At 58.8% G+C, this 12,570-nt stretch carries 7 protein-coding genes, 2 tRNA genes and 3 rRNA genes; 4 read left to right on the top strand and 8 right to left on the bottom strand.

Annotated features, from left to right (window positions below; all coding sequences use genetic code 11):
• Positions 1–256 precede the first annotated feature (256 nt).
• On the top strand, positions 257–1,192 hold the full coding sequence (locus ACT01B_RS02395) for a carbohydrate kinase family protein (protein WP_445145801.1): 936 nt from the start codon (positions 257–259) through the stop codon (positions 1,190–1,192).
• A gap of 137 nt (positions 1,193–1,329) precedes the next feature.
• Here the strand turns inward: ACT01B_RS02395 and glpK are convergent, their stop codons facing one another.
• The 7 genes from glpK to ACT01B_RS02360 all read right to left on the bottom strand — a co-directional run bounded on the left by glpK (position 1,330) and on the right by ACT01B_RS02360 (position 9,095).
• Positions 1,330–2,829 carry a glycerol kinase GlpK gene (glpK, locus tag ACT01B_RS02390; protein ID WP_445145800.1) on the bottom strand — a complete coding sequence of 500 codons (1,500 nt, stop codon included), beginning with the start codon at positions 2,827–2,829 and terminating at the stop codon, positions 1,330–1,332.
• A gap of 70 nt (positions 2,830–2,899) precedes the next feature.
• Positions 2,900–3,460 carry a TIGR00645 family protein gene (locus tag ACT01B_RS02385; protein WP_445145799.1) on the bottom strand — a complete coding sequence of 187 codons (561 nt, stop codon included), beginning with the start codon at positions 3,458–3,460 and terminating at the stop codon, positions 2,900–2,902.
• 304 nt (positions 3,461–3,764) lie between these two features.
• Positions 3,765–3,879: ribosomal RNA gene (gene rrf, locus ACT01B_RS02380) — 5S ribosomal RNA — on the bottom strand.
• Between the two features lie 194 nt (positions 3,880–4,073).
• Positions 4,074–6,953 (bottom strand): 23S ribosomal RNA (locus ACT01B_RS02375).
• A 234-nt stretch (positions 6,954–7,187) separates the two neighbouring features.
• A tRNA-Ala gene (locus tag ACT01B_RS02370) sits at positions 7,188–7,263 on the bottom strand.
• Between the two features lie 11 nt (positions 7,264–7,274).
• Positions 7,275–7,351, bottom strand: a tRNA-Ile gene (locus ACT01B_RS02365).
• Between the two features lie 199 nt (positions 7,352–7,550).
• A 16S ribosomal RNA gene (locus ACT01B_RS02360) occupies positions 7,551–9,095 on the bottom strand.
• The 16S, 23S and 5S rRNA genes sit together here with 2 tRNA genes alongside, the layout of an rRNA operon.
• 445 nt (positions 9,096–9,540) lie before the next feature.
• Between ACT01B_RS02360 and ACT01B_RS02355 the strand changes: the two genes are divergently transcribed.
• Entirely contained in the window at positions 9,541–9,990 is a 450-nt protein-coding gene (locus tag ACT01B_RS02355; protein WP_445145798.1) for a DUF192 domain-containing protein, read from the top strand.
• A gap of 231 nt (positions 9,991–10,221) precedes the next feature.
• On the opposite strand, the gene ACT01B_RS02350 is transcribed toward ACT01B_RS02355, so the two are convergent.
• Positions 10,222–10,419 (bottom strand): rubredoxin, encoded by a 198-nt coding sequence (locus tag ACT01B_RS02350; protein WP_445145797.1) that lies wholly within the window; start codon positions 10,417–10,419, stop codon positions 10,222–10,224.
• Between the two features lie 100 nt (positions 10,420–10,519).
• Between ACT01B_RS02350 and thiE the strand changes: the two genes are divergently transcribed.
• Both thiE and hemL read left to right on the top strand, forming a co-directional pair.
• Positions 10,520–11,143: a thiamine phosphate synthase gene (thiE, locus tag ACT01B_RS02345; RefSeq protein WP_445145796.1), complete on the top strand. Its 624-nt coding sequence runs from the start codon at positions 10,520–10,522 to the stop codon at positions 11,141–11,143.
• A 10-nt stretch (positions 11,144–11,153) separates the two neighbouring features.
• Positions 11,154–12,440, top strand: coding sequence for a glutamate-1-semialdehyde 2,1-aminomutase (gene hemL, locus ACT01B_RS02340; RefSeq protein ID WP_445145795.1), 1,287 nt, complete (start codon positions 11,154–11,156; stop codon positions 12,438–12,440).
• The last annotated feature ends 130 nt before the right edge of the window (positions 12,441–12,570 follow it).

The raw sequence follows: 12,570 nt of genomic DNA, 5'->3' as shown, positions 1-12,570 counted from the left end.
GTCCGCCGCGTGTTGGGCTGGTTAAAAAGTAAGCGGGCCAGTCTAGTCAGCAAACCCCCGTTTCGCAAGGACAATCTCGTTAAGAAAGCCTTTGTCTACGCGATGATAAGCACGTTTTGGAGGTGCCAGACACGAGCGGCCTTTCGCAAGAAAGTCGCCGTTGGAGCTCGATATCGGTATCATCAAACGCTTTGGGCAAGGTCGGGCGACAAGCCTCCTGGCCCCCACTCCATCTGCCAGGGAAGATCCTCGCATCATGTCTGCCGTCATCTGCGGGTCGCTCGCCTACGACACCATCATGGTGTTCCAGGACCAGTTCAAGAATCACATCCTGCCCGATCAGGTTCACATCCTGAACGTGTCGTTCCTGGTGCCGGCCATGCGCCGCGAGTTCGGCGGCTGCGCCGGCAATATCGCGTACAACCTCAAGCTGCTCGGTGGCGACCCGTTGCCGGTGGCCACGGTTGGCCAGGATTTCGCCCCGTATCGCGCACATATGCAGAAGTACGGCATCCGCCTGGACTATGTGCGTGCGTTCGACGACCAGTTCACGCCGCAGTGCTTCATCACCACCGACCTGGACAACAACCAGATCACCGCTTTCCATCCGGGTGCCATGCTCAGCGCCCATGAGAACCACGTGCGCGACATCCCGGAGATCAGCTTCGGTATCGTGGCGCCGGATGGCCGCGACGCCATGCTGCAGCATGTGAACGAGTTCGCCGCCCGCGGCGTGCCCTTCATCTTCGACCCGGGCCAGGCGATGCCGCTGTTCAGTGGCGAGGAATTCCGCGCCATGATCGAAAAGGCGACCTACGTCATCGTCAATGACTACGAGTCGCAGCTGCTGCAGCAGCGCACTGGCTGGAGCGCGCAGGAGATCGCCTCGCGCGTGAAGGCCTATATCGTCACGCAGGGTCCGCGCGGTTCGCAGATCTATACCGACGGCATCACGCATGAAATCCCGCCGGCACGTGAGCGCCAGGTGGTCGATCCGACCGGCTGCGGCGACGCTTACCGTGCCGGCCTGATCTTCGGTCTCATGGCCGGCAAGGACTGGCCGACCGTCGGTCGCATGGCCTCGCTGATGGGCGCGCTGAAGGTGGAGCACCCGGGCACGCAAAACCAGCACTTCGACTTCGCCCAGTTCGCGGCCGAGTTCAAGGATCAGTTCGGCTACTCAATCGACTGACCTCCCGTTGGTTTAGGGAGAGATGAAGGCAGCCTTGTGGTGGGAGCGGCTTTAGCCGCGACGACCGGTCGCCTCATCGCGGCTAAAGCCGCTCCCACCGATCGAACTTCGAGCCCCTGCCTAGGGGCTCGTTCGTTTCAGCCCACACGAAAACCCATGGTCGCGTTCACCGCATCCTGCCAGCCGCGATACAGTCGCTCGCGTTCGGCTTCGGGCATCACCGGCTCGAAGCGCCGATCGACTTGCCACAAGCTCGCGATCTCATCGCAGTCGCGCCAGAAACCCACGGCAAGTCCCGCGAGATAGGCCGCGCCGAGCGCCGTAGTCTCCTGCACGCGCGGACGCAGCACCGGCACACCCAGCATGTCGCTCTGGAACTGCACCATGAAGTCGTTGGCCATGGCGCCGCCATCAGCGCGCAACTCCTTCAACGCGATACCCGCATCGGCTTCCATCGCCGTCAACACGTCGCGTGACTGATACGCCATCGATTCAAGCGCAGCACGCACGAAGTGCTCCTTGCTGGTGCCACGACTGAGACCGAACACCGCCCCGCGTACATCGCTACGCCAATAAGGCGCACCAAGACCGACAAACGCCGGCACCACGTAGACACCTTCGCTCGATGCCACCCGCTCGGCATAAGCCTGGGAATCGCTCGCCTTACCCAACATGCGCAAGCCGTCGCGCAACCACTGGATCACCGAGCCGGCGACGAAGATGCTGCCTTCGAGCGCGTACTCAGTGCGATCGCCCAGTTGCCAGGCGATGGTGGTGAGCAGGCCGTGTTTCGACGGTACCGCCTGCTCGCCGGTGTTCATCAGCATGAAGCAGCCGGTGCCATAGGTATTCTTGGCCATGCCCGGCGCGAAGCACGCCTGCCCGAACAAGGCGGCTTGCTGATCACCAGCGACACCCGCGATCGGGACGCTGGCGCCGAAAAACTGCGAAGGAGCTGTGCGCGCATAGACTTCGCTGCTTGAGCGCACCTCGGGCAGCATGGCGCGCGGAATATCCAGCATGTGCATCAGGTCATCATCCCAGCAGCGTCGATGGATGTCGTAAAGCAGGGTGCGAGCGGCATTGCTGACATCGGTGACGTGCGCTGCTCCGCCGCTCAGGTTCCAGATCAGCCAGGTATCGATCGTGCCGAACAGCAACTCGCCGCGTTCGGCGCGCTCACGAGCGCCTTCAACATGATCGAGGATCCAGCGCAGCTTGGTTCCCGAGAAGTACGCGTCGATCAGCAGACCCGTGCGTTCACGCACGAGCGGTTCGTAACCCTCGCTCCGCAGGCGCTCACAAATCGCCGCACTCTGCCGCGATTGCCACACGATGGCGTTGTGCACGGGCTGACCGGTGGCGCGATCCCATACCACCGTCGTTTCGCGCTGATTGGTGATGCCGATGGCGGCAATCTCCGCCAGATCGACCTGGGTGTTCGCGAGCAGCTCGGTCACCGTCACCAGAACGCTGGTGAGGATATCCCGCGGGTTATGTTCGACCCAGCCCGGCTCGGGAAAGATCTGCGCAAACTCGCGCTGTGCCGAGCCCACGACCGTACCCGCGCGATCGAAAAGAATCGCGCGGGAACTGGTCGTACCTTGATCAAGGGCGAGGATGTAACGCTGTTCCACGCAGGGACCGCTCCGTCGCTTGAATGCCGTTGGGGCAAGCGTAGCAACAACCCGGCGCGCCTATCTCGCGTCAGTGGCTTTCGGCCTTGGCGCCCGGCTGCATGATGCGGTCGATATAGGCCAGAGCCACCGCCGAAACCACAAACGTGAGGTGCAGCAGGATCTGCCACATGATGGTTTGGCTGCTAAGCGAGGCGGCCTTGATAAAGGTAGCCAGCAAGTGGATCGATGAGATGCCGATGATCGCCATCGCCAGTTTCACCTTGAGCACCGTGGCATTCACATGCGAAAGCCATTCCGGCTGGTCGGGATGCCCTTCCAGCCGCAAGCGCGACACGAACGTCTCGTAGCCGCCGACGATCACCATCACCAGCAGGTTGGAGATCATCACCACATCGATCAGGCCCAGCACGGTCAGCATGATGGTGGTTTCTGCGCTGTCCGCGACGGTGACGTCGATGCCGCCGTTGAACAAGGTGGTCATCACCAGGTGCCACAGCTCGCGAATGAACTGAACAACGTAGATCGCCTGCGCGACGATCAGGCCGAGATAAAGCGGCAATTGCAGCCAACGTGAGGAGAAAATCAGATAGGAAAGCGGACCGAGGCGGCTCGTCGTTGGAGTCGTCATGGAATCATCGAAGCTCTATAGGGGGCCGATGATCATCGCAAATTATTGCGGCAACGGACACCAAGCGAGCTTTTGGCGTTCAGCACAAGGCAAGCACAAAACCGTCTCGATTCCTCTCTCGCCTTCGCCCCTCCTCACCGTCATCCCAGCGAACGCTGGGATGACGGTGAGGTATGGATGGGCTATGCGGTGACGCCTGACGTTTTCGACGCGTCCAAAAGAACAAACCCCCGTCGCGTGAGCGACGAGGGTTCGGGATAAAGACAAACGCCTTCCCAAAAGGGAAGGCGTTTGAGGATAAAGCCCCTGGCGGTGACCTACTCTTGCATGGGCAATGCCACACTACCATCGGCGCAGCTGCGTTTCACTTCCGAGTTCGGGATGGGATCGGGTGGGACCACAGCGCTATAGCCGCCAGGGAAAGGGTTAAAGCAGCGCTTAAACAGCGCCCGCTTCAAACTTTGAAGAGTTCGGCCATGGATGGCCGATTTTTGCTCTTCTCGTGAGACGGATCTCACGTGAATAAGGATGTAAACGAGTGACAAGCGTCGAGGTGAAATCGGATTTAGATGTATCGCGAGGAATTATCTCTAGCGAAGCGTCTTGGGGTTATATGGTCAAGCCGCACGGCTCATTAGTACGCGTAAGCTCAATGCATTGCTGCACTTCCACACCGCGCCTATCAACCACCTAGTCTTGATGGTGCCTTAAGGAGACTCGAAGTCTCGGGAGATCTCATCTTGGGGCGTGCTTCCCGCTTAGATGCTTTCAGCGGTTATCACTTCCGTTCGTAGCTACCGGGCAATGCCATGGGCATGACAACCCGAACACCAGCGGAACGTCCACTCCGGTCCTCTCGTACTAGGAGCAGCCCCCCTCAAATCTCCAACGCCCACGACAGATAGGGACCGAACTGTCTCACGACGTTCTGAACCCAGCTCGCGTACCACTTTAAATGGCGAACAGCCATACCCTTGGGACCGGCTACAGCCCCAGGATGTGATGAGCCGACATCGAGGTGCCAAACACCGCCGTCGATATGAACTCTTGGGCGGTATCAGCCTGTTATCCCCGGAGTACCTTTTATCCGTTGAGCGATGGCCCTTCCATACAGAACCACCGGATCACTAAGACCTACTTTCGTACCTGCTTGATCCGTCGATCTCGCAGTCAAGCACGCTTATGCCTTTGCACACAGTGCGCGATGTCCGACCGCGCTGAGCGTACCTTCGTGCTCCTCCGTTACTCTTTGGGAGGAGACCGCCCCAGTCAAACTACCCACCATACACGGTCCCTGATCCGGATTACGGACCTAGGTTAGAACGTCAAGCACTTCAGGGTGGTATTTCAAGGATGGCTCCACCGAAACTAGCGTCTCGGTTTCATAGCCTCCCACCTATCCTACACAGAAGAACTCAACGTTCAGTGTAAAGCTATAGTAAAGGTTCACGGGGTCTTTCCGTCTTGCCGCGGGAACGCTGCATCTTCACAGCGATTTCAATTTCACTGAGTCTCGGGTGGAGACAGCGCCGCTGTCGTTACGCCATTCGTGCAGGTCGGAACTTACCCGACAAGGAATTTCGCTACCTTAGGACCGTTATAGTTACGGCCGCCGTTTACTGGGGCTTCGATCAAGAGCTTCGCCTTGCGGCTGACCCCATCAATTAACCTTCCAGCACCGGGCAGGCGTCACACCCTATACGTCCACTTTCGTGTTTGCAGAGTGCTGTGTTTTTGATAAACAGTCGCAGCGGCCAGGTTACTGCGACCCTTCTCAGCTCAGCTACGCATGTAGCCACCAAAAAGGGCGCACCTTCTCCCGAAGTTACGGTGCCATTTTGCCTAGTTCCTTCACCCGAGTTCTCTCAAGCGCCTTGGGATTCTCACCCTGCCTACCAGTGTCGGTTTACGGTACGGTTTCTCTGTAGCTGAAGCTTAGTGGCTTTTCCTGGAAGCGTGGTATCAGTCACTTCGCCCAAAAGGGCTCGTCTCGGTGCTCGGCATAAAGAGGGCCGGATTTGCCTAACCCTCATGCCTACCGCCTTTCCCCGGGACAACCAACGCCCGGTAGACCTAACCTTCTCCGTCCCCACATCGCACTACAGACAAGTGCAGGAATATTAACCTGCTTCCCATCGACTACGCATTTCTGCCTCGCCTTAGGGGCCGACTCACCCTGCGCCGATTAACGTTGCGCGAGGAAACCTTGGGCTTTCGGCGTGGGGGCTTTTCACCCCCATTAACGTTACTCATGTCAGCATTCGCACTTCCGATACCTCCAGCAGACTTCTCAATCCACCTTCACAGGCTTACGGAACGCTCCTCTACCGCGCACACCTAAATGTGCACCCCGAGCTTCGGTGTATCGCTTAGCCCCGTTAAATCTTCCGCGCAGACCGACTCGACCAGTGAGCTATTACGCTTTCTTTAAAGGGTGGCTGCTTCTAAGCCAACCTCCTGGCTGTCTATGCCTTTCCACATCGTTTTCCACTTAGCGATAACTTGGGGACCTTAGCTGCGGGTCTGGGTTGTTTCCCTTTTCACGACGGACGTTAGCACCCGCCGTGTGTCTCCCGTACATTCTGTCCTGGTATTCGGAGTTTGCCATGGTTTACTAAGCCGCGATGGCCCGCTAGCCATAACAGTGCTCTACCCCCAGGAAGATTCATACGAGGCGCTACCTAAATAGCTTTCGAGGAGAACCAGCTATCTCCGAGTTTGATTAGCCTTTCACTCCTATCCACAGCTCATCCCCATCTATTGCAACAGATGTGGGTTCGGTCCTCCAGTGCGTGTTACCGCACCTTCAACCTGGCCATGGATAGATCACTCGGTTTCGGGTCTACTGCCAGAGACTATGCGCCCTATTCAGACTCGGTTTCCCTTCGCCTCCCCTATACGGTTAAGCTTGCCACTGACAGTAAGTCGCTGACCCATTATACAAAAGGTACGCAGTCACCCTTGCGGGCTTCCACTGCTTGTACGTATACGGTTTCAGGGTCTATTTCACTCCCCTCTCCGGGGTTCTTTTCGCCTTTCCCTCACGGTACTAGTTCGCTATCGGTCAGTCAGGAGTATTTAGCCTTGGAGGATGGTCCCCCCATGTTCAGACAGGGTTTCTCGTGCCCCGCCTTACTCAATTTCATCTCTAATGCCCTTTCGCCTACGGGGCTATCACCCGCTATGGCCGGCCTTTCCAAACCGTTCGGCTAAAACACTAGAAACTTTTGGGCTAGTCCGCGTTCGCTCGTCGCTACTGACGGAATCTCGGTTGATTTCTTTTCCTCCGGGTACTTAGATATTTCAGTTCCCCGGGTTCGCCCTGCATGGCTATGTATTCACCATGCAGTACTCCTTGCGGAGTGGGTTTCCCCATTCGGACATTGCCGGATCAAAGCTTGTTGCCAGCTCCCCGACACTTTTCGCAGGCTGCCACGTCCTTCATCGCCTCTGACTGCCAAGGCATCCACCGTATACGCTTAGTCGCTTGACCATATAACCCCAAGTCGCCTCGGGGCCGGATTGCACATCCCTTACGAGGGGATGCCAACTCATGCAAAACAACGATTCGCTTAATTGCCTCTTCGACACATCTCGATTCGGTTTCGAACCAAGACGCTTGTCACTCGTTTACAGTTTTTCAAAGAACACAAGAACGGCCACAATGCCGCCTCGTTTCTAAATCTTTATGTGTGCGCTGCCTTACCTTTCACGTCCGGTCACCAAATGGTGGAGCCAGTCAGGATCGAACTGACGACCCCCTGCTTGCAAAGCAGGTGCTCTCCCAGCTGAGCTATGGCCCCAAGTGATTTGGTGGTGGGTCTGGGAGGACTCGAACCACCGGCCTCACCCTTATCAGGGGTGCGCTCTAACCACCTGAGCTACAGACCCGGGAACCTTTGTACCTCTCCAACGAAAATAACGCAGCCAATGACCAGCATCAGCGCGTGGGTTTCATTGAAAAGTCCAGCCAGGGAAGGCTGGTTTTGCTTTTCGCGGCACGGAAGCCGCGTGAAGCAAACGCTTTGCGTGAAATTAAGGGCAGGTGTCTTGTGTGGACGTCTTGCAGCAGCGAAAGCTGCCTATCTCTAAAGGAGGTGATCCAGCCGCACCTTCCGATACGGCTACCTTGTTACGACTTCACCCCAGTCATGAACCACTCCGTGGTCGTCGTCCCCCTTGCGGTTAGACTAACGGCTTCTGGAGCAACTCACTCCCATGGTGTGACGGGCGGTGTGTACAAGGCCCGGGAACGTATTCACCGCGGCATAGCTGATCCGCGATTACTAGCGATTCCGACTTCACGAAGTCGAGTTGCAGACTTCGATCCGGACTGGGATCGGCTTTCTGGGATTGGCTCCACCTCGCGGTATTGCAACCCTCTGTACCGACCATTGTAGTACGTGTGTAGCCCTGGCCGTAAGGGCCATGATGACTTGACGTCATCCCCACCTTCCTCCGGTTTGTCACCGGCAGTCTCCTTAGAGTTCCCACCATTACGTGCTGGCAACTAAGGACAAGGGTTGCGCTCGTTGCGGGACTTAACCCAACATCTCACGACACGAGCTGACGACAGCCATGCAGCACCTGTGTTCTGATTCCCGAAGGCACTCCCGCATCTCTGCAGGATTCCAGACATGTCAAGGCCAGGTAAGGTTCTTCGCGTTGCATCGAATTAAACCACATACTCCACCGCTTGTGCGGGCCCCCGTCAATTCCTTTGAGTTTCAGTCTTGCGACCGTACTCCCCAGGCGGCGAACTTAACGCGTTAGCTTCGACACTGATCTCCGAGTTGAGACCAACATCCAGTTCGCATCGTTTAGGGCGTGGACTACCAGGGTATCTAATCCTGTTTGCTCCCCACGCTTTCGTGCCTCAGCGTCAGTGTTGATCCAGATGGCCGCCTTCGCCACTGATGTTCCTCCCGATCTCTACGCATTTCACCGCTACACCGGGAATTCCACCATCCTCTATCACACTCTAGCGAGCCAGTATCCATCGCCATTCCCAGGTTGAGCCCGGGGATTTCACGACAGACTTAACTCACCGCCTACGCACGCTTTACGCCCAGTAATTCCGATTAACGCTTGCACCCTTCGTATTACCGCGGCTGCTGGCACGAAGTTAGCCGGTGCTTATTCCTCAGGTACCGTCAGTTCCGCCGAGTATTAATCGACAGCGTTTCGCTCCTGATAAAAGTGCTTTACAACCCGAAGGCCTTCTTCACACACGCGGCATTGCTGGATCAGGCTTGCGCCCATTGTCCAATATTCCCCACTGCTGCCTCCCGTAGGAGTCTGGACCGTGTCTCAGTTCCAGTGTGGCTGATCATCCTCTCAGACCAGCTATCGATCGTCGCCTTGGTAGGCCATTACCCTACCAACTAGCTAATCGAACATCGGTTCGTCTAACCGCGCGAGGTCTTGCGATCCCCCGCTTTCTCCCGTAGGACGTATGCGGTATTAGCGTAAGTTTCCCTACGTTATCCCCCACGTTTAGGTAGATCCCGATGCATTACTCACCCGTCCGCCACTCGCCACCCACAGTATTGCTACTGCTGTGCTGCCGTTCGACTTGCATGTGTTAGGCATGCCGCCAGCGTTCAATCTGAGCCAGGATCAAACTCTTCACTTAAGTTTTCGATGATCCGAAGACCATCTATCTTTCTGAAGGGATTGTCCCAACGTAAAACGTCATTGCTGACTTTATGTTGGACCCTTGCATTACTTTGGACAGTCATTCCGTCCACTGCAAGGCGTCCACACAAGTCACCTGCGCACACTGTCAAAGATCTCAATCACTTGCGACTCGTTGCCGATGTCGCGCTGGAACATTTCGTTCCGAGTGAGCCGCTCATCTTACATCGTTTTTCCGGTCCGTCAACACCTTCAGCGTGGAACTTTTTGCTGTCGGGTTGGGGTGGAAACCGTCCAACGAAGAGCGTCTCGTTGGCAGGAGCGGAATAATAGCGCCCATCCGCAGACCTGGGAAGGGGTAAGAGCACATTTTTTTCACTGCGATGACAAACACAGGCGCCGCTACACTCGCCAACACCTCTCTGAAACGAGCCCACACAACAATGAAACGACTGCTCGCGCCTCTTCTTATGGTCTTTGCCACCGGTGCTTTCGCCGCGCCCCAGGCGAGCGCGCCCGCCGTGCAGCTGCACGGCAAGCGCTTTACGACGGAATTCGCCACCAACGATGCGGGCCGTGAGCGTGGCTTGATGATGCGTACCGAGCTGGCGGCCGATCACAGCATGCTGTTTGTGTTTCCAGAAGACGCGCCGCGCTGGTTCTGGATGAAGAACACGCTTATCCCGCTCGATATCCTTTACTTCGATGGCAAGCGGAAACTGGTGTCGGTGCAGCCGAATGTGCCGCCGTGCAAGGCCGATCCCTGCCCCAGCTATCCGAGCGACTTCCCGGCGCGCTATGTATTGGAGTTGCCAGGCGGCACCGCAGCGCAGATCGGCGTGCAGATGGGCGACGAGCTGACGATCGAGGGGACAGTCGGCACCGTGCAGTAAGAAGGGACTGATAGATCGTGCCGGCAGGGGACGCCGACATGGTAAGGAATCAGCGAGTCGGGGCGCAGATGTTCCAGGGCGTCCCAATCGTCTTCAAAAGGAATGAACTGTTGCATGCTGCTGCTCCTGCGCTGTGCACACCGTTTCGTGGTGCGCAGGAGCATTTAAGCAAACGGCCCGGTCCGTACGATGACGGAATCGGGCCGTTTGAGGGCGACGCGGAGAGCGAAATCAGTCGATTTCGATCATCTCGAAGTCTTCCTTGGTCGCGCCGCAGTCCGGGCACGTCCAGGTATCGGGTACGTCGGCCCAGCGCGTACCAGGCTCGATCCCCTCGTCGGGAACGCCCAGGGCCTCGTCATAGATGAAGCCGCAGACAACACACATCCATTTGCGCAGGGTGCCGGTTTCGTTGGAGCTCTGATTCATCGCTGAACTGCTTGATAAGGAGAATAAGAGGCGCATTCTCGCAACTCCCCTGCCGATGCGAAAGCGTATGGCGCCTCCTTTTGTTCCAGGATTGAACCCAATGCATGCTCGACTCCGGGGCCGCGGCCTCTATGTGATTACCGACGGCCCCCGCCCCGACCTGCTGGATGTAGTGGCCCAGGCGCTCGCGGGGGGCGCCCGGCTGGTGCAGTACCGCGACAAGACGAGTGACGGCGAGCGCCGGCTTGCCGAAGCCCGGGCTCTGCAGGCGCTGTGCGCCGGTCAAGGCGTCCCCATGCTCGTCAATGACGATATTGAGCTGGCCCGGGCCGCGGGCGCCGACGGGGTGCACCTGGGTGAAGACGATGGCGATGTCGCGGCCGCACGCGGCGCGCTGGGGCAGCAGGCAATCATTGGCGTGTCCTGCTACGACTCGCTTGAACGTGCGCGTTTGCTCGCCGCGGCCGGCGCCGACTATGTTGCCTTTGGCGCCTTCTTCCCCTCGCCGACCAAGCCGGACGCACAACGTGCCTCGCCTGAACTGCTGCGGCAGAGCGCCGCGCTCGGCGTGCCTCGGGTGGCGATCGGTGGCATCACCCCGGACAATGGTGGATCCCTGATCGACGCCGGCGCGGACTACCTGGCCGTGATTTCGGCCGTGTTCGGCGATCCGGACGTGCGCGGCGCCGCCGAACGCTTTGCTCGACTTTTCCCTTCGCATTGAGACTTCCACGATGACCACCAACCACGAACTCTTCCAACGCGCGCAGCACTTGATGCCGGGCGGCGTGAACTCGCCGGTGCGCGCCTTCAAGTCGGTGGGCGGCGAACCGTTCTTTACGGCACGCGCAGACGGCGCCTACCTGTGGGACGTGGAAGGCAAGCGCTATATCGACTACGTGGGGTCGTGGGGCCCGATGATCGTCGGCCACAACCATCCGCACGTGCGCGAGGCGGTGGAGCGCGCGGTCAAGAATGGCCTGTCCTACGGCACGCCCTGCCCGGCCGAAGTGACCATGGCCGAGACGATTACGCGCCTGGTGCCCTCGATCGACATGGTGCGCATGGTCAACTCCGGCACCGAGGCGACGATGTCGGCCATCCGCGTCGCCCGCGGCGCCACGGGGCGCAACAAGATCGTGAAGTTCGAAGGCTGCTACCACGGCCATGGCGACAGCTTCCTGGTGAAGGCGGGTTCGGGCGCGCTGACCTTTGGCGTGCCCACCTCGCCCGGCGTGCCCAAGGCGAATGCCGACCTCACGCTGACGCTTGCCTATAACGATCTGGATGCGGCGCGCGTGCTGTTCGATGAGCACGGCAGTGACATCGCCGGCCTGATCATCGAGCCGGTCGCGGGCAATATGAACTGCATTCCGCCCAAGGACGGTTACCTGCAAGGCCTGCGCGAGCTGTGCACGAAGCATGGCGCGCTGTTGATCTTTGATGAGGTGATGACCGGCTTCCGTGTCGCCCTGGGTGGCGCGCAGGCGCATTACGGCGTCACGCCGGACCTCACCACGTTCGGCAAGATCATCGGCGGCGGCATGCCGGTGGGCGCCTATGGCGGTCGTCGCGAACTGATGCAGCAAGTGGCGCCCGCGGGCCCGATCTATCAGGCGGGCACCTTGTCGGGTAACCCGGTCGCCATGGCGGCTGGCCTGGCGATGCTGGAGTTGATCCAGGCCCCGGGCTTTTATGAGCAGCTCGCCGCCCGCACCCGCCTGCTCACTGACGGACTGCAGGCGGTGGCCGATGGTGAAGGACTGGCCTTCAGCACAAACCGCGTCGGTGGCATGTTCGGTCTGTTTTTCACCAGCGAAAAGGTCGACACCTACGCCCAGGCCACGGCCGCGGATACGGCCATGTTCAACCGCTTCTTCCACGGCATGCTGGAACGCGGGGTGTACCTGGCGCCCTCGGCCTTCGAAGCCGGCTTTGTTTCCAGCGCGCATGGCGAGCAGGAGATCGCCGATACGCTGGAAGCTGCACGCGCGGCCATGCGTTCCGCCCGCGCCGGGTAAGTCGTACAAAGCACGATGCACGCCATCCGATTCGAATGGCGTGCATCGTGATCGTAGGTTGCGCCTGGCGAGTGTGAGATACGGCGAATGGCCACGCTCAAAGGAGCACGCCGGCGTTATGCTGCGCTCC

The organism is Dyella sp. Tek66A03 (genome assembly GCF_052567735.1).
This window is presented reverse-complemented; position numbering and strand designations above follow the sequence as displayed.